21 protein-coding genes are annotated in these 23128 nt (G+C 57.0%); 12 read left to right on the forward strand and 9 right to left on the reverse strand.

The window, feature by feature from the left end:
* Positions 1-78: 78 nt before the first annotated feature.
* Together VGC62_RS08985 and dctM are read left to right on the forward strand one after the other, a co-directional pair.
* Positions 79-711 (forward strand): TRAP transporter small permease, encoded by a 633-nt coding sequence (locus tag VGC62_RS08985; protein ID WP_331186722.1) that lies wholly within the window; start codon positions 79-81, stop codon positions 709-711.
* The gene (dctM, locus tag VGC62_RS08990) at positions 711-1994 is read left to right on the forward strand and encodes a C4-dicarboxylate TRAP transporter large permease protein DctM (protein WP_331186723.1); all 1284 of its coding nucleotides are present in this window, start codon (positions 711-713) and stop codon (positions 1992-1994) included. The genes VGC62_RS08985 and dctM overlap by 1 nt, the downstream gene beginning before the upstream one ends.
* Positions 1995-2269: 275 nt before the next feature.
* Here dctM and VGC62_RS08995 read toward each other — a convergent pair whose 3' ends face one another.
* Positions 2270-3217: a hypothetical protein gene (locus tag VGC62_RS08995; RefSeq protein WP_331186724.1), complete on the reverse strand. Its 948-nt coding sequence runs from the start codon at positions 3215-3217 to the stop codon at positions 2270-2272.
* 394 nt (positions 3218-3611) lie between these two features.
* On the opposite strand from VGC62_RS08995, the gene VGC62_RS09000 reads away from it, so the two are divergent.
* From VGC62_RS09000 to VGC62_RS09025, 6 genes are all read left to right on the forward strand, one after another.
* Complete coding sequence (locus tag VGC62_RS09000; protein WP_331186725.1) at positions 3612-4088, forward strand: GNAT family N-acetyltransferase; 477 nt, start codon at positions 3612-3614, stop codon at positions 4086-4088.
* Positions 4089-4380: 292 nt separating this feature from the next.
* Entirely contained in the window at positions 4381-4701 is a 321-nt protein-coding gene (locus VGC62_RS09005; protein WP_414705771.1) for a DUF1652 domain-containing protein, read from the forward strand.
* A gap of 411 nt (positions 4702-5112) precedes the next feature.
* Positions 5113-5511 (forward strand): hypothetical protein, encoded by a 399-nt coding sequence (locus VGC62_RS09010; protein WP_331186726.1) that lies wholly within the window; start codon positions 5113-5115, stop codon positions 5509-5511.
* Between the two features lie 847 nt (positions 5512-6358).
* Positions 6359-7789 carry a pyridine nucleotide-disulfide oxidoreductase gene (locus VGC62_RS09015; protein ID WP_331186727.1) on the forward strand — a complete coding sequence of 477 codons (1431 nt, stop codon included), beginning with the start codon at positions 6359-6361 and terminating at the stop codon, positions 7787-7789.
* Between the two features lie 219 nt (positions 7790-8008).
* Complete coding sequence (locus tag VGC62_RS09020) at positions 8009-8944, forward strand: ketopantoate reductase family protein (protein WP_331186728.1); 936 nt, start codon at positions 8009-8011, stop codon at positions 8942-8944.
* A 122-nt stretch (positions 8945-9066) separates the two neighbouring features.
* Positions 9067-9309 carry a DUF465 domain-containing protein gene (locus VGC62_RS09025; protein ID WP_331186729.1) on the forward strand — a complete coding sequence of 81 codons (243 nt, stop codon included), beginning with the start codon at positions 9067-9069 and terminating at the stop codon, positions 9307-9309.
* A gap of 291 nt (positions 9310-9600) precedes the next feature.
* Here VGC62_RS09025 and csrA read toward each other — a convergent pair whose 3' ends face one another.
* From csrA to VGC62_RS09040, 3 genes are all read right to left on the reverse strand, one after another.
* Positions 9601-9789 carry a carbon storage regulator CsrA gene (gene csrA, locus VGC62_RS09030; protein WP_062380972.1) on the reverse strand — a complete coding sequence of 63 codons (189 nt, stop codon included), beginning with the start codon at positions 9787-9789 and terminating at the stop codon, positions 9601-9603.
* 588 nt (positions 9790-10377) lie between these two features.
* Positions 10378-11730 carry a GntP family permease gene (locus VGC62_RS09035; RefSeq protein WP_331186730.1) on the reverse strand — a complete coding sequence of 451 codons (1353 nt, stop codon included), beginning with the start codon at positions 11728-11730 and terminating at the stop codon, positions 10378-10380.
* Positions 11731-11845: 115 nt separating this feature from the next.
* Positions 11846-12364 carry a gluconokinase gene (locus tag VGC62_RS09040; RefSeq protein ID WP_331186743.1) on the reverse strand — a complete coding sequence of 173 codons (519 nt, stop codon included), beginning with the start codon at positions 12362-12364 and terminating at the stop codon, positions 11846-11848.
* Between the two features lie 275 nt (positions 12365-12639).
* Here VGC62_RS09040 and VGC62_RS09045 point away from each other — a divergent pair, with 275 nt between their 5' ends.
* The gene (locus VGC62_RS09045) at positions 12640-13656 is read left to right on the forward strand and encodes a LacI family DNA-binding transcriptional regulator (RefSeq protein ID WP_331186731.1); all 1017 of its coding nucleotides are present in this window, start codon (positions 12640-12642) and stop codon (positions 13654-13656) included.
* A 126-nt stretch (positions 13657-13782) separates the two neighbouring features.
* Here the strand turns inward: VGC62_RS09045 and VGC62_RS09050 are convergent, their stop codons facing one another.
* The 5 genes from VGC62_RS09050 to glcD all read right to left on the reverse strand — a co-directional run bounded on the left by VGC62_RS09050 (position 13783) and on the right by glcD (position 20365).
* On the reverse strand, positions 13783-15960 hold the full coding sequence (locus tag VGC62_RS09050; protein ID WP_331186732.1) for a malate synthase G: 2178 nt from the start codon (positions 15958-15960) through the stop codon (positions 13783-13785).
* A gap of 138 nt (positions 15961-16098) precedes the next feature.
* A complete protein-coding gene (locus VGC62_RS09055) occupies positions 16099-16506 on the reverse strand; it encodes a heme-binding protein (RefSeq protein ID WP_331186733.1) in 408 nt (135 codons plus the stop codon).
* Between the two features lie 42 nt (positions 16507-16548).
* Positions 16549-17766 (reverse strand): glycolate oxidase subunit GlcF, encoded by a 1218-nt coding sequence (glcF, locus tag VGC62_RS09060; protein ID WP_331186734.1) that lies wholly within the window; start codon positions 17764-17766, stop codon positions 16549-16551.
* Positions 17767-17768: 2 nt separating this feature from the next.
* Positions 17769-18866 (reverse strand): glycolate oxidase subunit GlcE, encoded by a 1098-nt coding sequence (gene glcE, locus VGC62_RS09065; RefSeq protein WP_331186735.1) that lies wholly within the window; start codon positions 18864-18866, stop codon positions 17769-17771.
* A complete protein-coding gene (glcD, locus tag VGC62_RS09070; protein ID WP_331186736.1) occupies positions 18866-20365 on the reverse strand; it encodes a glycolate oxidase subunit GlcD in 1500 nt (499 codons plus the stop codon). Before glcD ends, glcE begins: the two co-directional genes overlap by 1 nt.
* A gap of 237 nt (positions 20366-20602) precedes the next feature.
* Here glcD and glcC point away from each other — a divergent pair, with 237 nt between their 5' ends.
* The 3 genes from glcC to VGC62_RS09085 form a co-directional block, all read left to right on the forward strand.
* Positions 20603-21370: a transcriptional regulator GlcC gene (glcC, locus tag VGC62_RS09075; protein WP_331186737.1), complete on the forward strand. Its 768-nt coding sequence runs from the start codon at positions 20603-20605 to the stop codon at positions 21368-21370.
* A 235-nt stretch (positions 21371-21605) separates the two neighbouring features.
* Positions 21606-22238 carry a maleylacetoacetate isomerase gene (gene maiA / locus VGC62_RS09080; protein ID WP_331186738.1) on the forward strand — a complete coding sequence of 211 codons (633 nt, stop codon included), beginning with the start codon at positions 21606-21608 and terminating at the stop codon, positions 22236-22238.
* A gap of 141 nt (positions 22239-22379) precedes the next feature.
* Positions 22380-23128: 4-hydroxyphenylpyruvate dioxygenase family protein (locus VGC62_RS09085; protein ID WP_331186739.1), on the forward strand; the 749-nt coding region annotated here is incomplete at its 3' end.

Here is a 23128-nt window from a genome sequence, read left to right on the forward strand (position 1 = left end):
CGTGATCTGTACAGGCAGTGATGCCTGCGTGACCACCTGGTTCGGGGTGGTCACTCTCTCGACGTTCGGAGAATTCTTATGCAATCGCTCAGGCGAGTCTGGGAGCATCTGGAGGAAGGCATGATTGCCTTTCTGCTGGCGGCCATGACGCTGGTGACATTTGTCTATGTGGCGCTGAACAACATCTACACGCTGTTTTATACCCTCAGCGATCAGTGGGCGGTCAGTAGCGACTTTTTTGCAGGGATTGGCGATCACTTGATGGGTTACGCCCAAGGCATGACCTGGAGCGTGGCGCTGACCAAGGCCATCTTCGGCTGGCTGATTTTCTTCGGCATCGCCTACGGCGTGCGCACGGCGGGCCACCTGGGCGTGGATGTGCTGGTCAAGAAAACCAGCAAACCGGTGCAGCGCGTACTGTCGATGCTCGCGTGCCTGTGCTGCATGGTTTACGCCGGGCTGTTCCTGGTGGCGAGTTATAAATGGGTGTCGGCCCTGTTCGTGGCGGGCATCGGCGCCGAAGACCTCGACCGCTATGGCATCAAGGTCGCCTACATCACAGTCATCGTGCCTATAGGCTTTGCGCTGATCATCGCCCGTTATCTGGAAATCATGTACCGCATCTATACCCATCGCCAGACAGGCCTGGGCCTGGCTGACGAAGCGGCAGAAGCGAGCAAACTGGCGCACCCTGGCGAGGAGCAACACTGATGACGGTTATCTGTTTGTTCCTGTTGCTGTTCGTGTTCATGTTTCTGGGCGTGCCCATCGCGATTTCGCTGGGTTTGTCCGGCGCCGTATCGATCCTGATGTTCAGCCAGGACTCGTTGAGTTCATTGGCAATCAAGCTGTTCGAAACATCCGACAGCTACACTTTTTTGGCCATCCCGTTCTTCCTGTTGTCGGGTGCATTCATGACCACTGGCGGGGTCGCGCAGCGGCTGATCGATTTCGCCAACGCCTGTGTCGGCCATATTCGTGGCGGTCTGGCGATTGCCGCGGTATTGGCGTGCATGCTGTTTGCGGCGTTGTCCGGGTCCTCGCCAGCCACGGTGGCAGCGGTGGGCTCTATCGCTGTGGCGGGCATGGTGCGTTCCGGTTACCCGAAGGAATTCGGTGCAGGGATCATCTGTAACGCCGGGACCCTGGGGATTTTGATTCCACCGTCGATTGTGATGGTGGTGTACGCGGCAGCTACCGAAACGTCGGTCGGCAAGCTGTTTATCGCGGGTGTGGTGCCAGGCATTTTGTTGGGCGTGATCCTCATGGTGGTGATTTACATCGTCGCTCGGGTCAAGAAACTACCTGCCCAGCCACGAGTGTCTTTGCGCCAGTGGTTGCACACTGCGCAACGGGCGTTCTGGGGTCTGCTGTTGCTGGTGATTATCCTTGGCGGCATCTACAGCGGCATGTTCACCCCGACTGAAGCGGCGGCGGTGGCGGCAGTGTACTCGGCGTTCATCGCGCTGTTCGTCTACAAGGACATGAAGCTCAAGGACTGCCCCAAGGTGCTGTTGGAGTCGGGCCGACTGACGATCATGCTGATGTTCATCATCGCCAACGCGATGTTGTTCGCCCACGTGCTGACCACTGAGCAGATCCCACAGCAGATCACCAACTGGGTGATTTCCGAAGGGCTGACGCCCATTGGCTTCCTGATCATGGTCAACATTGTGTTGCTGGTCGCGGGCAGCTTCATGGAGCCCTCGGCGATTATCCTGATCCTGGCGCCGATCTTCTTCCCGATTGCGATGAAGCTGGGCATCGACCCGATTCACCTGGGGATCGTGATGGTGGTGAACATGGAAATCGGCCTGGTACACCCGCCGGTGGGGCTGAACCTGTTCGTGACCTCGGCGGTGACCGGGCTGACGCTGGGGCAGACCATCCGCGCGGCGCTGCCGTGGTTGTCGATCCTGTTGCTGTTCCTGATTTTGGTGACCTACGTGCCATTCATTTCCCTGGCCTTGCCAAATTGGTTGGGGATGCCATAACCGGCGTATGGCGCCTGAAACTGAACTGTGAGCGCAGTGCCTTGGTCCTCGTCGACGTGAGTTGATGAGGGCCTTTTTGTAGGCAGTGTTTAGTGACAGTACTGCGTGGGAGTCAGAACGTAGATCTAGAATTCAGAAAGCAAAAAAGGGAGCAGATACCTGCTCCCTTTTTTGGTTATCGATTGATCAATGCATGAACAGCGCAATCAAAATGATCACAGGGATTGGCACGCCGAGGAAAAACAACAGTAATGAGCGCATGGGTTTTCTCCTGATTAACGAATAGGTGCCGCGCTGGTGGACGCGGTGCCGGTATAGCGGGGGTCTTCCAGGTACGTCACGGCATCACGGCGGCGACCACCCCAGATGGCTGCAAGGCTGGCAATGAACGCACCACACAGCAAGGCAACGAAGGTCCACAATGCGGCCATCGCAGCGACTTTGGCGGCGGTGTCGGCCGCTTGTTTCGCTTTGAGCTTGACGTCTTCAACGGCTTGACGAGTCTGGCCGTACACCTGATCGACACGTGCTTGCGCGTCGGCCTGGCTGAGGTTGGTCCGTTGCGCAACCAACTGAGCCAGATAGGTGCGGTCTTCAGCCGTCAGTTGACCGTCGTTGGCCAGGGTTTTGGTGAAGATGCGCACCACAACGCCGCGCGCTGCGTCGTCGCTGACGGCAACCGGGCGGTTGTCGCGCAACAGGCTGTCGACGAAGTAGCCGTATTGATCGCTACTGGTGTTGGTCGCGGCGGTGCCGGCGACCTGAGTTGCAGCACTGGCTGCGCCTGAAACCACGCTCGCGCCTGCTTTGACACCTCCACCGACAAGGCTGCCCACGGAGCCTACGACCAACACCGCGGCGACCAAGGTGGCGACCGCCCAGGACAAGAAGCCATGAGCGGTATCACGGAAGTACACTTCGTCACCGTGTAGGTTGGCCCACTTCACGCGCAGGCGACCGGCGAGATAGCCGCCCATGCCCGAGGCAAGAATCTGAGTCACTGCCAACCAGACCACGGTTGAAATGCCCAGCCCTTTGGCGCTGGCCCCTTCATTGGCCCACGGCGACATCGCCGAGAAGCCCAATCCAGAACCCAGCAAGATCAGAATCAGAGACAGTGCAGCGGCGCCTGCGGCCCCCGCAAATATGGCGCCCCAGGAAACGCCTGAGGCGTTGGTGGCGTGTTCTACAGCGGCAGGGTAAGTATCAGGTGAGGAGTTCATCGTTGTGCTGCTCCGTGCAGATAATGTTGTTATGTCTTTGCGATATTCACAGGTGCAGAGGCTGTGCCAGTTGCTGTTATAAAAAATTTCTATAAATATCAATGTCTTAAAAATGATAATGGCACTCCTGCTCATGCAAAATGCATGAGCGATCTTTTTTTTACAGGCGTTCTGCCCGGTCATTAATGCCAATGGCATCAACGAGTTGCGTAGCGCTTTTACAGTCAGCCTTAAAGCCCAGATAAGGCGTTAATAGCAAAAACGGGCTGTGGATGACCGCTAAAGCGCTCTGCGGGATATGTTTATGAAACGAGCGCGCCAAACCGTCTCTCTCATGCCGCGTTTGTCCTATAGTTTGCTTTTGCGAACCGATTCTTCGAGAGGTTAATCGCCCATGTTTTTGCACCGTCCCCTGGAAGAAAAAGACATCCCTGTCATTTGCGATATGCCGCAGTCCGTCGACGAGCTGTTTTATATGTTTCCCAAAGCGGTCTTCCCCCTGACGCCTGCGCAACTGAGGGATTCCATTGAGCAGCGTTCGGATAACACCGTTATTGAGCTCAACGGCGAGGTCGTCGGCTTTGCCAATTTTTCCCGCTACGATTTCCGCGGGCGTTGCTCACTGGGTAACGTGATTATCGCGCCGCATGCTCGTTCCAAGGGTGTGGGCCGATACATGATCGGATGCATGATTGAGTTGGCGTTCGGCAAACATGAAGCCAGTGAGCTGACGGCCTCCTGCTTCAACCATAACGTGCCCGGCCTGCTGTTCTATCCAAAGATGGGATTCAAGCCGTTTTCCATCGAAGAACGGCAGGACAAGAGAGGGGCTCGCGTCGCATTGATCCATTTGCGCTTGCCTAAGGGTTAGCGGTTCCCGGCTTCGTCGGCAAATGATACTTGCCGACGAGTGGTCGGATCTCTGGAGGGGTGGGTATTTTGTTTTTTATTCCTCCGCGCAGTGCCTGAAGCGACAATCAAGCGCGTTTTCACCCATTTACGTTTAGTGAAACGTTTTTTCTTTCTGTGTCGTGTCGGGATCACTGTTGTAGTGCAATGTCGTCTCTTAGTTGCTTCAAATTGGGGCCGGGCGTATAACTTACCTACTCCCCAATTGTGCGAAGTAAAGCGTACAGCGAGTGGATAAAGTCCCCGAGAATGCCATGAGCAAGAATAAATCGGCACATGTCCGGCATTTGACAGTGTGCCAGGAGGAAAAGCCAATGATCGCTTGTAGGCTGTCCGATCTTGAATTACGTAGCATTATTGAAAGTGCGTTTCTGCCTTTGCGTTGTAACTGCACCGTGTCGACGGGCAAATCGATGACGGTTGAGGTCATTGATCCCCAGACCGAGCAGGTTAAGCTGTTCGTAACCGGGATTGCCCTGGACAAGCTGGACACCAGTCGCGCGCTCTGCGACCTGATCATCCAATTGCGTTTAGACTTGGGAAAACCCCCTCCCACGCACGCACTGGCCAGTTAATAACGCTACGTTGTACCTAATAACCGTTTTCTATTGCTCCTGCGCCCATGGTTCTTTACGAACGATGGGCGTTTTATTTTGTCCTTTATCCAGGCGACGAGTGGCCGAAAATTTAACTGAACTAACGCGAGTACGTAAGCGTTAACCTCGGTTGTTATAGGTCAGGTGAAGATTATTCCAGTGAGTAAATGTATTTGTCGTCTGTGCAGGTTTCGCATCGTGTAGCGTCACTGCTTTTACGGGGTATTTAAGAAGTGTTCATTTGAACGCGCAAATCCCTGCCGCCGGGTTCGGCCTGCTGGGTGACGGATCGAAGTGTTTGATAGTGCAGGGATTGACCATGTGGTTGGGATGAAGCAAGGTTCGTCCGTCCCTGAGATTGACCATCAGGACACCATAAAGGGGGAGGGAATGGTTACTGACGAGCAACGGGTTCTTCTGGGCTATATGCGTACGCGCGTTAGTCGGCGCAAGGTGCTGTTGATGCTCGGCATTCTGATGCTGGTCGTACTCATTTGCGTTGCCGCTATTGGTCTGATGCTGCGGCGGCTAGAGGCACAGAACGCAAGCTTTCATCCGCCCATGACCGAGTCGGAGCGTGAACAATTACTGCCTCCTGAGCCTCGACTGGAGGTTGCGCCGAGTGTCGACGGCTTGCGGTATGGAAAACAGGTTGGGCTGCAACGCGATAACGTCGACTCACTGAGTGAGGAGCCGAGCGCTGAAAAGGGATTGCTCGACCGTCAGACCTTTCACGGCTATTCCAACGGTGCAGGCAATCATTCCGAGGACGTCAGTCGCGCTCACTGATGTCCTGCGTTCTTACAGCCTGAATCGGTCTGAATGATCGCTGATGTGACGTCAACTTTGGTCATGTTGACGGCGAACAGAAAATCCGGCGTCATTTCTTTATTATCCGCAGATTCAGACTATTTCGCAATAACACGGAAGCAGGTTTTGCAGTAACGACGTTTTCAGGCGACAAAAAACTGCCAACTAATAGAGCTCTCTCTATAGTGCAGGCCGGCAACTCCTTAAAAAATCAATGTGGTTTATTTTATAAATGCATGGTGGGCCTGAGGAATCATGTATTTATGGCGTCAAAAATTAATATCACTGATATTCAATGGGTTGCAATGCTTAAGTTGTCTTTGTGAGGATTTCACGAAAAATTGACACTTGCCTGATTTTTTGAAACTATCTGCTCAAGTTTCGCGCTGGTAATTACTTGCAGTAGTTGCGAGAGGCGCGGGGCACTCTCACCTGAAAGGCCTGATCCAGAGGTACTTGGCGACGTGGCGGTAGCATCCCTGATTACTTGCCCGTCACGCCGTTGCCGTGCCCACGTTGCAGTCGGTCAGGCCTTTTTCTTTTGATGTTTGTTTTTGTTGTACTGCCGCCAAGGCTACAACAAGGCGGGCGTCCGGCATGCTACTGGAAATGAATATCTAGTGTGTTGACGTTTGTCGAGGGCCTGCTCTGGCACCTTGTTACGGTAGTTATGTCTTGCATTGCCGAGCGTTACTTCGTCGTTGTATGTCACTCGGTTTTACTCTTTGAAAGGTTGCCAGTAGAGCAGCCAAAAATACTGCCTTCATTCATAACCCAAGAAAAATTTGGGCAGCGCTAACACATCGATAATTTGGAGTAAGTGACTATGTACGGAGATCATCTGGAAACCGTTTGCGGTTGTGTCGTCGGAGGAGCCGGACCTGCGGGAATGGGCATGCTGTTCAACGCGTTGAAAAGCGGAGCAATGCCGGAAATGGCCAGGGAAGGCTTGATTATTGTCGATGCGAGCGCTGATCCTGGCACCGGGCGCTTGGGTGAGTACAACATTACCGCTAACTCTGTGGGCGATGTCTTCCTTGACTGTTTGCGTGACCCGGCCTTGCGTGATGTGTTTGAACCTCTGGAGCACTCACCGGCCTATTGGCGCATTCGTCGTCAGGCCCAGAGCGCGCCGCAGTTGTCGGACGTTGCCCAATTGCTCGCTGAAGCGTCGAAGCGAGTTCTGGATTTCATTGTCGAGCACTACGGGGTGAAGTTGTGGCGCAGCACGACCATCACCGAAGTGGTCAGTGATGGCGACGAATATCAGGTTTGGGTCGAGTGCGAAGGGCGGACTCGGCGCATACGCTGTCGTTCGCTGGTACTTAACCTGGGTGGGCGTCAGGACCCGCAGCATTTACTGCACAGTCTGGCGGATCAGGGCCTGGCGATACCACCGTCGGCGCAGATCCAAAGCGCCGACGAACTGTTGCGTATGAATGCTGTGCAGCTGCGCAACTATTTTGCGCCGACGTTGGCGCGCAACGGCAGGATCACCGTTGTCGGCGGTTCTCACAGCGCCTTCTCGATGCTGGAAAACCTGGCGGACGCGCTTGAGTTTGCTGGCCTAAAGGAAGTGACGTTGGTTCACCGCTCACCTATCCGCTTGTTTTATGAAAGCGCCGAAGCGGCGACCCAGGCCGGTTATGTGTTCGATCCGCAACAAGACGTCTGCCCGATTTCGGGACGTATCAACCGTTCCGGAGGTCTGCGTTATCGCGCACTGGATGTTGGCCGGGAGGCGTTGTCTTGCGGGCGCATCGGCAAGACTGGGGTACGCGTTCATCTGTTCCAGACTGAAAACGGCCCGCACGCGCAATTCGAGAATGCCCGCCAGGCATTGGCCGAATCGGACGTGGTGGTGCAATGCACCGGCTATCAGCCACGGTTGCCAGCACTTAATTACGCCGGTGGTGGCGCCATAGACTTACTCGAAGTAAAAGGCGGCCTGGATTCGGATCCGTCCGGATGCCCATTAGACAGCAACGGTCAGCGCCTTTACGGATTGCACCTGTTCGGGCTTGGGGCAGGTTTGGCTGTCGATCCTCATTTGGGCAGCGAGGCTTCATTTGATGGTCGCATTTATGGTGTCTGGCAGTTTCACCATCACGCCAGTGGTGCGGTGATCGATGCGGTGCTGGCGCGCTTACAAGAACCAATGTTTGAACCCATCAGTCTCAGCCGTAAGCTAGTACCCAATCGCGAAGAACACCGGATGCCATTTTTGTGGTCGGCATTGGCCAATGCGCATTCCTGATCGCCTGGGTGGTGAAAAATCCCGGAGAACCTGATGGGTTCTTCGGGATTTTTTTTGCCCCTAAGGTGCGCTGTTTCGTGTGAATGCGCGACGCCAGAGAGGCGCAGGACTGAAAAATAAGATGTTGGCCGTCATCTAGCTTTTGGTTAGAGTTTGGACATTCATCTATTCTTGTTGCGTTGGCAGCATCTTGATTGGCTTGGAAGGGATCGACGGCACATGCGCATATTGATCGTGGGAGCGGGGGCTATAGGTGGCTATTTCGGCGGGCGATTGCTGGAGGCCGGGCGCGATGTCACCTTTCTGGTCAGGCCGGGGCGAGCCGATGAGTTGGACCGTGACGGTTTGGTCGTACGCAGTCCGTTGGGCAATATTGGCTATCCGTCGCCTCCGTATGTCCTGACACACATGCTGGATCAGCCTTATGACTTGATCGTGCTCAGTTGCAAAGCGCACGACCTCGATGCCGCCATGGACGCGTTTGCGGCTGCAGTAGGCCGCGACACGCTGATCTTGCCACTGCTTAATGGCATGGCCCATCTTGATCGTCTCGCTGAACGGTTCGACCCCGTCAATGTGCTCGGTGGGCAGTGCCTTATTTCGTTGGATCGAGATGTTTCGGGCGCCATCTTGCATCTGAACGACACCAACCAGCTGTCGTTTGGTGAACTCAGCGGCGCGTTGACACCACGTATCCTGCGGGTCGCCGAAGCGCTCGCTGACGCAGGTTTTGACGCCAATCTGAGTCAGCAGATCGTTCAGGAAATGTGGGAAAAGTGGTGTTTCATTGCCACCGGCGCGGGCATCACCGGGTCCATGCGCGCCAGTGTCGGTGACGTGCTGGCGTGCGGAGGTGAGTTCTTGGTGCTTAAGCTGTTGGCTGAGTGTGCCAGTATTGCCGAGCATGCCGGTTATGCGTTGCGCAGTGAGGTTCGTCAGCGTTTTCAGAAGATGTTGACCACGCCTGGATCGAAGATGACCGCCTCGATGTTGCGCGATATCGAGCGCGGGGCACCGATTGAGGTCGAGCATGTGATCGGTGACATGCTGGCAAGACGCTCAGCGATTGGGCATGAAAAGCCACTGTTATCTGCGCTGGATTTCATCTACCTGCATTTGAAATCGTACGAAGCGCGCAGGTTGCGCGAGCGCTAGCCGGCCATCGTTCGTCGACATCGGCTGGGGGCATTTGCTCTCTACTCGTGAACGCCCCGAACCTTTTGCGTGAGCTACCCTCATAACTCAACGTTCAATCGCTGTTAAAAGAGAGGTGCCTCATGCCAGTCAAGCACGATTTATTTGCGGATTTGAGTATCAGCAAGCAAGACCTGACCACCCGTCGCAACAGTGACCGGAAATTGAACCAGCTGGTGACTCAGTACGATGAAATCGATGCAGAAGTGGTAAAGGCCGAATCTGGATCATTAGGGGATATCTCTGACGATCAACTGAAAAAGCTCAAGGAAAAACGCTTGTTGGCCAAGGATAAAATCGTCAAGCAACTGACCTATCCGGTTTGATTTATCGTTCTGAATCCAAACGAATGCGGCCGGTAAATAGTCCGGTCGCCTTTGTTTTTGAGGGTTTTGCGGTGCTGCAATTGGCGAACACGCGTCTTGCGCACCGTTTCAGAAGGTGCAGCAACACAAGGGACAGTGTTAGCGCGGGAGGAGGGTGTAGGAACAGCGGGAAAAGAAGCGGCAACAGCGGTACGAAAATGTTGCCGGAACCTGCGCTTGCATCAACGGATGCCGTATATACAGCCTGCTTGCGGGTGAAGCAGACTGCATTTCAGAGACAGTCAGCCCGTGTTATTGGGGCTCTTGATTAGGTGCGATCTCGGCCTGAATACGTTTATAAATCTCTTCACGGTGAACCGATACGTTTTTCGGAGCATTGATACCGAGCCTTACTTGCAGGCCTTGTACGCCCAGAATGGTCACGGTGATCTCGTCACCGATGTTTATGCTTTCGCCGACTTTGCGGGTGAGTATCAACATAATCTTTTCCTTGATGGCCTCATGAAGCGCCTCTACCAGGAGGCTGGCGTGAGCCTTTGGGTGGTGGATATTGCCGAGTTCATCCAAATGCGTCCATCAGTATGACGTCATCGGTACGACTTTAATTCCCCAGGTTCTTTTTCTTGTCATCGGTATGGGTCTGTGGGGACAAACGGCATGCGAGTTCTACCTGCTTTTGGCAGTGAATCCCCGTGTTTACTGGCGTAAAGTTCGGTTGCCGAGTCCGGGGCGGCGACTATTGCACACTCCTTTCACATTTAATGCAAAGAACTCATGCCGTGGGGTGAAGAAATTTTCATTCCGTGGCTTGTAGGGTATCTCGTGGCGTAGTGTAGGAGAATTAACAATTGCGTGAAGGTCTAAGATAGCGACTTTGGAAGGAATTTCGTCAGCGTGTTGTTTTAACGGCGTTACAACGGGCTGGCTGGCATTGCAAAAGAAGACGCGTGTGGGCTGCTACGGTGCTGATTGCCGCTCAAAGGAAAGCGCAGGTGTCGGGAGAGGAAGGGGAAACTACCTGCACAACCCGTTATGGGGTGTGCAGGTTAAGGTTCATTCAGCGTTAAATCACACCACCAGCGACAACAGCATGATGAGGATGATGCCGACCACCGAGAGGATGGTTTCCATCACGGTCCAGGTCTTCAGCGTTTCAGCGACGGTCATGTTGAAGTACTGCTTCACCAGCCAGAAACCAGCGTCGTTGACGTGGGACAGGATCAACGAGCCTGCGCCGGTGGCCAATACCAGCAGCTCACGGTTTACCCCCGGCACCATGCCGACCACAGGCGCGACGATCCCGGCACCGGTAATGGTCGCGACGGTAGCTGAGCCTGTTGCCACGCGAATCACAGCTGCCACCAGCCAGGCCAGCAGGATCGGTGAGATCTGTGCCTGCACGGCCATGTGCCCGATCAGGTTGCCGACGCCGCTGTCCACCAGCATTTGCTTGAAACCACCGCCGGCACCGACAATCAGCACAATTGCAGCCACTGGCGCCAGGCTCTGGTCCAGCAGTTTGATGATTTGCTCACGGCTGAAGCCACGCGCCGAGCCGAACGTATAGAACGCCAGCAGCAGGGCGAACAGCAGGGCGGCAATCGGGTGACCGATAAAGTCCATCCACACGCGGAACATATGGCCGTTAGGCAGCACCACGTCAGAGAAGGTCTTGAGCAGCATCAGGAACACCGGCAACAGGATCGTCACCAGGGTGATGCCGAAGCTTGGCAGGTTCTCGTTGGTGGACTCCTTGGCGATTTGGTCCATCAGCTCCTTGGATGGATTACCAGGGATATATTTGGAGATCCATTTGCCGTAGATGGGGCCTGCGATAATTGCGGTCGGCAGGGCAATAATCAGCCCATAGAAAATAGTCTTGCCGATGTCGGCATTGAAGATGCCGATGGCCAGCAAAGGACCAGGGTGTGGAGGCACCAGGCCGTGGACCGCGGACAGACCGGCGAGCAGCGGAATGCCAATTTTGACGACGGACACGCCACTGCGACGCGCCACGATGAACACCAGCGGAATCAGCAACACAAAGCCGATTTCAAAGAACAGCGGGATACCGACCAGAAACGCCGAAAACATCATCGCCCAATGCACGCGCTCTTTACCAAAGCGACGGATCAAGGTCTGCGCGATCTGATCGGCACCGCCCGAATCGGCCATCAGCTTGCCGAGCATGGTGCCCAGGCCAAGGATGATACCGACGAAGCCCAGTACGCCACCAAAGCCGTCCTGGAACGACTTCATGACCTTGTCCACCGGCATGCCGGACGTCAGGCCGAGAAAGCCCGCTGCGATGGTCAGTGCGACGAAGGGGTGAACTTTGAATTGGGTGATCAACAGCACAAGGCCGATGATGGTCACCAACGCATCCACAAGTAGATACGTGTCTTGGGTCATACCGAACATGGTGGGGGGTTCTCCGTTGTATTTTATTTTTTGGAGCTATCGTCTGACGCTGTCGTCCACACTCATTATTGCCCTAAAGACAGCGCTGTCTTTGCCGCTCACACCTGAACTGCAATCAAGAGCCGGTGAGAGCGTCCGGGGTGGATTCGGTTTTTGAAGCGCTCCACCAATCGGCGGCTTGCTTGCCGATCTCTTCGATCGACTGCGTGGCATCAACGATCAGCGTTCGGTCTTCACCATACGGCGGCTCAAGGGTGGCGAACTGGCTGTCCACCAGGCTGGCTGGCATGAAATGCCCTGGGCGATGGGCGCACCGCTCGGTCGCCTCTTCCTTGCTCAGCTCCAAAAACACAAACCCCAACTCGGGCACTGCCGCACGCAAGGTTTCACGGTAGCGACGCTTGAGCGCGGAGCAGGTCAGGATGGGGTGCTCGCCGTTGCGCAGGGCCGCGGCCAGTTCTTCACCCAGGCGGGTCAGCCAGCCTGCGCGGTCTTGGTCATTGAGGGGGTGGCCAGCACTCATCTTGTCGATGTTGGCCTGGGGGTGGAAGGCGTCGCCTTCGATCAGGCGGCCTGCGCTGTTCAGGGCGATTTCAGCGGCAACGACACTTTTGCCGCAGCCGGAGACACCCATTACCACAAGGGCAGAGATTGTAGGTTGAGCTGTAGTCATAAAAACCTCGTCCCGAAGACAGCGCTGTCTTGCTCGCATGCCACGCAATGGTCGGCACACTGTGTCCGGGTATAGTCATTGTTATGGGTATCTCGGTGGTTCATGAGTCGCATCGATCCTGGCCAATTGGCGTGCAAAGAAAGCGTTGCGAGACTCCCAGAGATAGCGCTACCTTAGAGTCCATTCGACACATTTTGCAACCCCTTCGGCTTTTGTTCCTATCCAGTTGGCAACGCATGACACGTAATGGTTCCCGATCCACCGGTCGTCCTACGCTCAATGAAGTCGCACAGTTGGCGACGGTGTCTCCCATCACTGCCTCACGGGCGTTGCGCGGGGTCGTCACGGTCGCGCCGGAGTTGGTAGAAAAAGTCCGCGCCGCCGCGCTGAGTCTAGGCTATGTCGCCAACCCGGCCGCCCGAGCGTTGGCCTCGTCGCAGAGCCAGACGGTGGTGGTGCTGGTGCCGTCGTTGTCCAACCAACTGTTTATTGAAACCCTGGAAGCGATTCAGGCGGTCTTGCGTCCGCGCGGCCTGGAGGTGGTCATTGGCAACTACCACTATTGCCCGCAGGAAGAAGAGAATTTGCTGCGCAGCCATCTCGCCCAGCGTCCACGGGGCATGTTGTTGACCGGTTTTGATCGCAGCTTGGCGGCTCAGCAATTGTTGGCTGCCAGCGGTGTGCCCTGTGTACACATGATGGAGCTCGACGCGCATCGCGCCGAGGCTTGCGTCGGGTTTTCGCAGCAGCAGGCCGGTGCTGCCGCCGCACGTCATTTGTTGAGCCGCGGACGCCGTCGTCTGGCCTATGTCGCGGCGCAGTTGGACCCGCGAGTACTGCAACGGGGGACCGGCTTTCGCGCCGTGTTGGAGGAGGCCGGGGTGTATGACGCGACGCTGCAGGTCTCGACACCGCAGCCATCTTCAATTGGGTTGGGAGGGGAACTGTTCGCCCGGTTGCTTGAGCAGCACCCCGATGTGGACGGGATTTTCTTCTGTAACGATGACTTGGCCCAAGGTGCTGCCTTGGAAGCGCTGCGTCGGGGGATCAAGATTCCGCAGCAAGTTTCGTTGATCGGGTTCAACGACCTGCCCGGTTCTGCGCACATGGTGCCGCGCCTGACCTCCATTCGCACCCCACGCGAAGCTGTGGGCCAGCGGGCCGCGCAATTGCTCTTGGGATTGTTGGATGGCTCGGTGCAACAGTCCCAGATTGATCTGGGGTTTGAGTTGGTGGTGCGCGAGAGTACGTAGCAATGCCCGCGCATACCCTGTAGGAGTCAACGTGTTGGCGAGAGATTGTTGCGCAGTGTCAGGCAGCATGCCTCGCGAACACGTTCGCTCCTACAGAGAATCCATTCTCATGCAGGAGCGCCTGAATCACTGCTTGTTCTTGAACGCTAACCTGAACGCATGCAACAACGGCTCGGTATACCCGCTCGGCTGTTGCCTTCCCTTGAACACTAGATCCTTCGCTGCCTGGAACGCCACTGACTTATCGAAATTGGCTGCCATCGGCGTATAAGCCGAATCGCCAGCGTTCTGCCCGTCCACTACCTTGGCCATGCGCTCCAGGGTTTCGAGTACCTGATGCTCGTCAATCACCCCATGACGCAGCCAGTTGGCGATGTGCTGACTCGAAATACGCAGCGTTGCGCGGTCTTCCATCAGCCCGACGTTATGGATGTCAGGCACTTTGGAACAGCCGACACCTTGCTCGACCCAACGCACCACATAGCCCAGCAAACCTTGCGCGTTGTTGTCGACTTCCTCGCGAATCTGCTCGGTCGTCCACTTGGCTTCGGCTACCACGGGAATGGTCAGCAGGTCGTTGAGGATCTCGTCACTGACGCTGTCCAGACTGACCTTCTCCAGCTCCTGCTGAACCGCCCGAACGTCGACCTTATGGTAGTGCAACGCGTGCAAGGTCGCCGCAGTAGGCGAGGGGACCCAGGCAGTGGTCGCGCCTGATTTGGGGTGACCGATTTTCTGTTCCAGCATGTCGGCCATCTGGTCGGGCATCGCCCACATGCCTTTGCCGATCTGCGCTCGACCGCGCAGGCCGCACGCCAGACCCACCAGCACGTTGCTGCGCTCGTACGCCTTGATCCACGGGGTGGCTTTCATGTCGCCCTTGCGCAGCATTGGACCGGCTTCCATCGCCGTGTGAATTTCGTCGCCGGTACGATCAAGGAACCCGGTGTTGATGAATGCCACCCGTGCGGCGGCCGCCGCGATGCAGGCCTTGAGGTTGACGCTGGTGCGTCGTTCCTCATCCATGATTCCCATCTTCAGGGTGTTGCGCGGGATCTTCAGCAGGTCTTCGATGCGGCCGAACAACTGATCGGCAAACGCGACTTCTTTCGGGCCGTGCATTTTCGGCTTGACGATGTACACACTGCCCGCTCGCGAGTTGCCACGCAGTTGCAGGTCATGCAGCGCAATCAGGCTGGTCATCACACCGTCGAGAATACCTTCGGGGATTTCCTTGTCGCCGTCGTAAACCACCGCCGGGTTGGTCATCAGGTGACCGACGTTGCGGATGAACAGCAGCGAACGGCCATGCAGTGTCAGGGCGTTGCCATCGGCAGTGATGTATTCGCGGTCGGCGTTGAGGCGGCGGGTGATGGTTTTGCCGCCCTTGACCAAATCTTCGGTCAGGTCGCCCTTCATCAACCCCAGCCAGTTGCGATAAATGACGATCTTGTCCTCGGCATCCACTGCCGCAACCGAGTCTTCGCAGTCGATGATGGTCGACAGTGCCGCTTCCAGCAGCAGGTCTTTAACGCCTGCCGGGTCGGTACTGCCAATCGGGCTTTTCGGGTCGATCTGGATTTCGATGTGCAGACCGTGATTCTTCAGCAGGATCGCCGTTGGTTGGGCTGGCTGACCCTGGTATCCGACGTATTTCTCGGGTTGCGCCAGTGGTGTCTGGCTGCCATCTGCAAGGGTGATCAACAGCTTGCCGCTGTCGATTGCGTAAGCCGTGGCATCAACATGGGAGCCGTTGCTCAGGGGGGCGGCGTCGTCAAGCAGCGCACGAGCGAAGGCGATGACCTTGGCACCGCGCAACGGGTTGTAGCCAGCAGTGATTTCGGCGCCGTTGGCGCTGGAAATAGCATCGGTGCCATACAACGCGTCGTACAGCGAACCCCAGCGCGCATTGGCAGCGTTCAGGGCATAGCGTGCGTTGGCGGCAGGTACGACGAGTTGCGGGCCGGCTTGCTCGCTGATTTCCTGATCGACCTTGCTACTGCCGGCCTGGACTTGCGCAGGCACCGGTTGCAAATAGCCGATCGATTCGAGAAAGGCGCGGTAAGCGGGCATATCTTTGACTGGGCCGGGACGGGCTTTGTGCCATTTGTCCAGCTCGGCCTGCAATCGGTCGCGTTCGGCCAGCAGCTCGCGGTTGATCGGTGCCAGATCATGCACCAGCGAATCGAGGTCGGCCCAGAAAATATCCGGGTTGAGTCCGGTTCCGGGAAGCACGTCCTCGTCGACAAAACGTTGCAGACTGGCCGCTACCTTCAGGCGCTGGCGGTTGACGAATTCGGTCATCTCGGGTTCTCCGTTTGTATAGTTCAGTCGATGCTTGATCTGTAGGAGCTGATGATTTGAAGGCTGCGATCCCGGTGTGTCAGGTATACCGCTTCGCAGCCTTCGTCAGCTCTTAAAGGGGATTGCGCAGGGGCAGGATCAGCCCGCATTCACCGCCGCTACACCGGCCTTGGCAATCTGTGCGTCCTGATCGGCTTTGACCCCGGAAATACCCACGGCGCCAATCACTTCGCCGTCGACGATCACTGGCACGCCGCCTTCGAGCGAGGTCAACAGGGGCGCTGTGGTGAACGCTGTTCGGCCATTGTTGATCATCTCTTCATAACCCTTGGATTCACGACGCCCCAAGGCCGAGGTGCGGGCTTTTTCGATGGCAATGTAGCCGCCAATCGGCGCACAACCGTCGAGGCGCTCGAAGCCCAGCAGGTGACCACCGTCGTCGACCACTGCAATGGACACCACCCAGCTGTTGCTCTGCGCTTCTGCGCGGGCGGCAGCGATGATCTGGGTGACTTCGGTCTGGGTCAGTACGGACTTGGTTTTCATGCGGTTCTCCTAACGGTGTTGTAGGTTTTGAGGACGTCTGCGTTAGTGCAGAGCATCTTCGATCAGTTCGATCCAATGCTTGACCGGGGTGCGGCCAGCACCGCTTAGATGGGTCTGGCAGCCAATGTTGGCGGTGGCGATGACTTGCGGCTTGCCGCTTTCCAGCGCATTCATCTTGTTATCGCGCAACTGTTTCGAAAGCTGTGGCTGGGTGATCGAGTAGGTTCCTGCCGAACCGCAGCATAGATGACTGTCCGGTACGCTGGTCAAGTTGAAGCCCAATCGTGTGAGCACCGCTTCCACGGCGCCACCGAGTTTCTGCGCATGTTGCAGCGTACACGGGCAATGGAATGCCAGTTTCTGGCTGGTACAGGAGCCCAGTTTTTCCAGTGGTTCGGCGCGCAGCACTTCCACCAGATCCTTGGTCAGCTCACTGACTTTCGCCGCTTTGCTCGCATAGGCCGGATCGTCACGCAGCAGGTGCCCGTACTCCTTGACGAACGCGCCACAGCCGCTGGCGGTTTGTACGACAGCTTCGGCGCCAGCTTCAATCGCTGGCCACCACGCATCAATATTGCGCCGAGCGCGATCAAGCCCCGCGTCCTGCGCATTCAAGTGGTAATCCACTGCGCCACAGCACCCTGCCTGCGTAATGGATTTGACGCTGATACCCAGACGGTCCAGCACCCGTGTCGTGGCCGCATTGGTATTGGGCGACAACGCAGGCAATACACAACCTTCAAGCATCAACACCTGGCGCGCGTGTTGCTGCGTCGGCCTGGCTTTTGCCGGACGAATATCACTGGGTAACTTGGTTTTCAGGCTACCGGGCAGCAGTGGCCGGAAGGCATTGCCGATCTGCGTCAGCGATTTGAACAATCCGGCGTTTGGCACAACCGCACGCAAGCTGTCGCGCAGCAAGCGCTGGCCGAGAGGGCGCGGTACGGCGGCGTCCACCACGGCGCGGCCAATGTCCAGCAGGTTGTGATAGTTGACGCCAGACGGGCAGGTGGTTTCGCAGTTACGGCACGACAGGCAACGGTCCAGGTGCAGTTGGGTTTTCTCGGTGACTTCGTTGCCTTCCAGCACCTGCTTGATCAGATAAATCCGGCCGCGCGGGCCGTCCAATTCATCGCCCAACAGCTGATAGGTCGGGCAGGTCGCGTTGCAAAACCCGCAATGCACGCAGCTGCGCAGAATGCTTTCGGCTTCTTCGCCACGGGGCAGGCGTTTGGCCTGTTCGCTCAAGGTGGTCTGCATGGTCAGATCTCTGCGTACATTCGGCCCGGATTGAAGATTCCGTGCGGATCGAGTTGGGCCTTGAGTTGGCGGTGATAGCGCAGCAGAGGTGAGGCCAGCGGTTGAAACGGGCTGTCGTCCAAACCGTGGCTGTAGCACATCGCATGGCCACCGACTTCGCTGACGATGGCGCGGATTTCGCTGCCCGTGGCGTCGGATTTCAACCAGCGTTGCGCGCCGCCCCAATCGATCAACTGATCGCCCGGCAGGCTCAGTACGCCGGTATTGTTCGGTACCGACAAGCGCCACAACGGGCGGCCGTCGGTAAAGAACTCAAGGCGATGCGCATTCAGTTCGCCCCAATAAGCGGGGTCGATAGACTCGCCGCCCAAGCGGTCATGTGCTGCCGCCACTGAGCCTTCGCCACCTTCCAGGCGCAAGCGCAGCACACGGCCGTCATGGCTGGCCGCGCTGATTGGCAGCGGCTGTTGGCCCCATTCCGACAAACGAGCGAGGGCATGATCAACGTCCATTTCCAATGCGATGCTGGTACACAGGCGCGGTTTCGGCAGGACTTTCAACGAGACTTCGGTGATCAATCCCAGGCAGCCAAAACTGCCGGCCAGCAAGCGCGAAAGGTCGTACCCTGCGACATTCTTCATGACCTCGCCGCCGAACTTCAGGTGTTTGCCGTGCCCGGTGATGACGCGGGTGCCGAGTACATAGTCGCGCACCGAGCCCGCCCATGGGCGACGTGGCCCTGACAAGCCGGCAGCGACCATCCCGCCCACTGTTGCGTCAGTAACGCCGTTGTCGCTGAAGGTCGGCGGCTCACAGGGAAGCATTTGCCCAGCGGCATCGAGCGCTGCGGACAACTCACTCAGTGGCGTGCCGGCGCGGGCGGTGATCACCAGCTCAGTCGGGTCATAGGTGACGATGCCCCGATGTTGCCGGGTGTCGAGCACTTCGCCGGCTACTTCTCGACCGAGAAACGCCTTGCTGTTGGCGCCCTGAATGCGCAGCGGCGTGCCAACCTGAATCGCCTGATTGACTTGTTCGAGCAATACTTGGCTGGCGTCGTGATCCTGCAGCGTGTTGTGTGGTTGACGTTCGGCGCCCATCAGAAACGCTCCAGTTCAGGGAAGGGCAGCTTGCCCATATGCACATGCATCGCACCGAATTCGGCGCAGCGATGCAGTGTCGGAATGTTCTTGCCTGGGTTGAGCATGCCGCTGGGGTCGAAGGCCGCCTTGATCGAGTGGAACAAAGTCAGTTCGTCGCTGTTGAACTGCGCGCACATCTGATTGATCTTCTCGCGGCCGACGCCGTGCTCGCCGGTGATACTGCCGCCGACCTTCACGCACAGTTCGAGAATCTTGCCCCCCAAGGCTTCGGCCCGATCCAGTTCGCCTGGCTGGTTGGCATCGAACAGGATCAATGGGTGCATGTTGCCGTCACCGGCGTGAAAGACGTTGGCGACGCGCAAGCCGTATTCCTCAGACAGCGCGGAAATGCCCTGCAACACGCCCGGCAATTCCCGACGCGGGATGGTGCCGTCCATGCAGTAGTAATCCGGCGACAGTCGACCTACCGCCGGGAAGGCATTCTTGCGACCGGCCCAGAAACGTACCCGTTCGGCTTCGTCTTTGGCTTGGCGTACTTCGGTGGCGCCGGCTTTTTCCAGGACCGCGCGTACGCGGTCGCAGTCGTCATGCACATCGGCTTCGACGCCATCGAGTTCGCACAACAGGATCGCTTCGGCGTCCACCGGGTAGCCGGCGTGAATGAAGTCTTCGGCGGCGCGAATGGCCAGGTTGTCCATCATCTCAAGGCCGCCAGGGATGATCCCCTCGGCAATGATGTCGCCCACGGCGCGTCCGGCTTTTTCCACCGAGTCGAACGCCGCCAGCAGTACCCGCGCGACTTGTGGCTTGGGCAGCAACTTAACCGTGACTTCGGTGATGATCCCGAGCATGCCTTCGGAGCCGGTGAACAGCGCCAGCAAGTCGAAGCCGGGAGAGTCCAGCGCTTCGGAGCCGAGCACCATGCGCTCGCCTTCGACCGTGAGGATGTCGACCTTCAGCAAGTTATGAACGGTAAGGCCGTATTTCAAACAATGCACGCCGCCCGCGTTTTCGGCGACGTTGCCACCGATGGAGCAGGCAATCTGTGAGGAGGGGTCGGGTGCGTAATACAGGTCAAATGGCGCGGCGGCTTGAGAAATCGCCAGGTTGCGCACCCCAGGTTGTACGCGGGCAAAGCGTGCGGCGGGGTCGATGTGCAGGATTTTGTTAAAGCGCGCCATCACCAGCAACACGCCTTTTTCCAGAGGCAGGGCACCCCCGGAAAGTCCGGTGCCCGCACCACGTGCGACCACCGGTACATTGCGTGCGTGACACAACTTGAGCAGGGTTTGTACCTGTTCCATGCGTTCTGGCAGTACCACCAGCATCGGTTTGGTGCGATACGCAGAAAGGCCGTCGCATTCGTACGGACGCAATTCTTCGTCGCGGTAAAGGATGTCCAGATCAGGCAGAGTGGTCTGCAAGGCTTGCAGCAACTGGGCTTTGTCAGTGGCAGGCAACGCGCCATCGACGCGTTCGTCATACAAAATATTCATGTTGGGTTCGCAACCCTGTTTGTTTTTATCAGGCCGTTCTATGGATGAACGTTCTACTGGCTTGCATCATTGGCCGTTACGGCTTTACTGTCCATGCTTTCGAGCAGTGGTCGAACCAGTTTATTTTCTGGATAAGCAACAATTGTTTATATAAATCTATATAAATCAATTAATTGAAATTAGGACGAGTGCTTTTAGTTTTTATTAGCGCTGCTGGTCATACCAGTTGGAGTCACTATGCAGAACACCGCAATACCACGTGCGCCGCAGGTCGCTGATGTCGTTAGCGAACGCATTGAGCGGCTGATCGTCGACGGCGTTTTGAAGGTCGGCCAACTGTTGCCGTCCGAACGGCGCCTGACCGAAAAACTAGGTGTGTCGCGCACCGCCTTGCGCGAAGGGCTCAAATTGTTGCGGGCCCGAGGCATCATCGATACCCAGCAAGGCAAGGGCTCATTCGTCGCCCGGATGAATGGCCTGACCACCAATTCGCCACTGCTGCATTTATTCGGCTCGCAGCCACGCACGCTGTACGACTTATTCGAGGTTCGCAGCTTGCTGGAAGGCGAGTCGGCCCGGCTGGCAGCATTGCGCGGAACCGACGCCGACTTTGTATTGATTACCCGCAGCTATGACGCATTGGTGGCAGCCCACGACAAAGAGCTCGATGCATCCAGTCACGCGCGCCTCGATCATGCCTTTCACTTGGCTATCTGCGAGGCCTCGCACAACCCGGTGCTGGTACAAACGTTGCGTTCACTGACCGATTTGCTGCTCAACACGGTGTTCGCCTCGGTCAACAATCTTTATCACCGTGAAGCGCAAAAAAAGCAGATCGACCGCCACCATGCAAGGCTTTACAACGCGGTGACCGGCCGCCTGCCGGAGCAGGCACGCAAGGCCGCTATTGCGCATATCCAGAGTATTTGCGAGAGCCTGCGCGAGATCGAGAACGAAGAGCAGCGGTTGGTACGCGCGACGTTGCGCCTGGAGGGCTGGACGTGAGTTGGGCGTCTTTCCCACAACAAATACATCCTCGTGTGTAGGCGCTGCCGAAGGCTGCGATTGCGGTGTGCCTGACCCATTGCATCGCAGCCTTCGGCGGCTCCTACGGTGGCTTGGTCTGCGCTTGCGCACATCGCCATGCCTTGACAGTCGGTGGTCAAACCCGCAATTTACGCAATGCGTAAATAGATTACGAAAATATCCAAGAACAACAACGTAACGGCAGGCAAGCACCGTGGACCTCTTCACTTATTACCGCTCGACCTCCAGCTACCGGGTGCGTATCGCATTGGCGCTCAAGGGGCTGGACGTCAACGCCATCCCGGTGAATCTTGTTCGCGACGGTGGCGAGCAGCATATGCCTAACTACATCGCCATCAATCCCCAGGGCAGGGTGCCTGCGCTGAGGCTCGATTCCGGTGAGGTCATCATTCAGTCCAGCGCGATCATCGAATACCTTGAAGAACGCTTTCCGTTGCCAGCGCTGTTGCCGGACGGCTTGCTACATCGTGCCCGGCACCGCGAAGTAGCAGCGCTGATTGGCTGCGACATCCATCCGCTGCACAACATCGCGGTCCTCAATCGATTGCGCGGGCTGGGTCATGATGACGATGAGGTGCAGGCCTGGATCGGCCATTGGATCAGCGAAGGTTTCAAAACGGTTGAAGCCCTGATCGGCGACGAAGGCTTCTGCTTCGGTGCAGTGGGGTTGGCGGATGTTTACCTGCTGCCTCAGTTATATGCGGCACGACGTTTCAATGTCGACCTCAGCGGTTTTCCGCGTATCTGTCGCGTAGAGCAATGGACGCTTGAGCATCGCGCTTTTCGGCACGCCCATCCAGATGCGCAACCTGATAAGCCGGAGTAACCTCTTTCCCATGAAAAACTTTGGTCTGCAGTTGATCTTCGGCGATTTTCTCGCCCGCAGCGTACGGGGCATTCCCTGCGCGCCACCCGCTGGAAAGTGACATCGGCTTCCCCCGCTTTTCACTTTTCCCGGAGCACGACCATGACTGACCTTTATGAAAACCCGATGGGCCTGATGGGCTTTGAGTTCATCGAGTTCGCCTCGCCGACGCCTGACACACTTGAGCCCGTGTTCCAGATAATGGGCTTCACCAAAGTCGCCAATCATCGTTCGAAGAATGTGTCGCTCTACCGCCAAGGCGCGATCAACATCATCCTCAACAACGAGCCCCACAGCCAGGCGTCGTATTTTGCGGCGGAGCACGGCCCTTCAGTGTGTGGCATGGCATTGCGGGTCAAGGATTCGCAGAAAGCCTACAACCGGGCGCTGGAACTGGGCGCGCAACCGATCGAAATCGCCACCGGGCCAATGGAGCTGCGCCTGCCCGCGATCAAGGGCATTGGCGGCGCGCCGTTGTACTTGATCGACCGCTTCGGCGAAGGCACATCGATCTACGACATCGACTTCAATTTCATCGAGGGTGTCGACCGTCACCCAGAAGGCGCCGGCTTGAAGTTTATTGACCATCTGACCCACAACGTCTATCGCGGACGCATGGCGTATTGGGCGACCTTCTATGAAAAACTGTTCAACTTCCGTGAGGTTCGCTACTTCGACATCAAGGGCGAATACACCGGCCTCACCTCCAAAGCCATGTCCGCACCGGACGGCATGATCCGCATCCCATTGAACGAAGAGTCGTCCAAAGGTGCGGGGCAAATTGAAGAGTTCCTGATGCAGTTCAACGGCGAAGGTATCCAGCACGTCGCGTTCTTTACCGACGACCTGAT

The sequence above is a fragment of the Pseudomonas sp. genome (genome assembly GCF_036404235.1).
Taxonomy (GTDB): domain Bacteria; phylum Pseudomonadota; class Gammaproteobacteria; order Pseudomonadales; family Pseudomonadaceae; genus Aquipseudomonas.

Excerpts from the sequence above, each read along its gene's own strand:
- VGC62_RS08985 (WP_331186722.1), top strand. The coding sequence starts at position 79 with ATGCAATCGCTCAGGCGAGTCTGGGAGCATCTGGAGGAAGGCATGATT.
- dctM (WP_331186723.1), top strand. The coding sequence starts at position 711 with ATGACGGTTATCTGTTTGTTCCTGTTGCTGTTCGTGTTCATGTTTCTG.
- VGC62_RS08995 (WP_331186724.1), bottom strand. The coding sequence starts at position 3,217 with ATGAACTCCTCACCTGATACTTACCCTGCCGCTGTAGAACACGCCACC.
- VGC62_RS09000 (WP_331186725.1), top strand. The coding sequence starts at position 3,612 with ATGTTTTTGCACCGTCCCCTGGAAGAAAAAGACATCCCTGTCATTTGC.
- VGC62_RS09005 (WP_414705771.1), top strand. The coding sequence starts at position 4,381 with ATGAGCAAGAATAAATCGGCACATGTCCGGCATTTGACAGTGTGCCAG.
- VGC62_RS09010 (WP_331186726.1), top strand. The coding sequence starts at position 5,113 with ATGGTTACTGACGAGCAACGGGTTCTTCTGGGCTATATGCGTACGCGC.
- VGC62_RS09015 (WP_331186727.1), top strand. The coding sequence starts at position 6,359 with ATGTACGGAGATCATCTGGAAACCGTTTGCGGTTGTGTCGTCGGAGGA.
- VGC62_RS09020 (WP_331186728.1), top strand. The coding sequence starts at position 8,009 with ATGCGCATATTGATCGTGGGAGCGGGGGCTATAGGTGGCTATTTCGGC.
- VGC62_RS09025 (WP_331186729.1), top strand. The coding sequence starts at position 9,067 with ATGCCAGTCAAGCACGATTTATTTGCGGATTTGAGTATCAGCAAGCAA.
- csrA (WP_062380972.1), bottom strand. The coding sequence starts at position 9,789 with ATGTTGATACTCACCCGCAAAGTCGGCGAAAGCATAAACATCGGTGAC.
- VGC62_RS09035 (WP_331186730.1), bottom strand. The coding sequence starts at position 11,730 with ATGTTCGGTATGACCCAAGACACGTATCTACTTGTGGATGCGTTGGTG.
- VGC62_RS09040 (WP_331186743.1), bottom strand. The coding sequence starts at position 12,364 with ATGGGTGTCTCCGGCTGCGGCAAAAGTGTCGTTGCCGCTGAAATCGCC.
- VGC62_RS09045 (WP_331186731.1), top strand. The coding sequence starts at position 12,640 with ATGACACGTAATGGTTCCCGATCCACCGGTCGTCCTACGCTCAATGAA.
- VGC62_RS09050 (WP_331186732.1), bottom strand. The coding sequence starts at position 15,960 with ATGACCGAATTCGTCAACCGCCAGCGCCTGAAGGTAGCGGCCAGTCTG.
- VGC62_RS09055 (WP_331186733.1), bottom strand. The coding sequence starts at position 16,506 with ATGAAAACCAAGTCCGTACTGACCCAGACCGAAGTCACCCAGATCATC.
- glcF (WP_331186734.1), bottom strand. The coding sequence starts at position 17,766 with ATGCAGACCACCTTGAGCGAACAGGCCAAACGCCTGCCCCGTGGCGAA.
- glcE (WP_331186735.1), bottom strand. The coding sequence starts at position 18,866 with ATGGGCGCCGAACGTCAACCACACAACACGCTGCAGGATCACGACGCC.
- glcD (WP_331186736.1), bottom strand. The coding sequence starts at position 20,365 with ATGAATATTTTGTATGACGAACGCGTCGATGGCGCGTTGCCTGCCACT.
- glcC (WP_331186737.1), top strand. The coding sequence starts at position 20,603 with ATGCAGAACACCGCAATACCACGTGCGCCGCAGGTCGCTGATGTCGTT.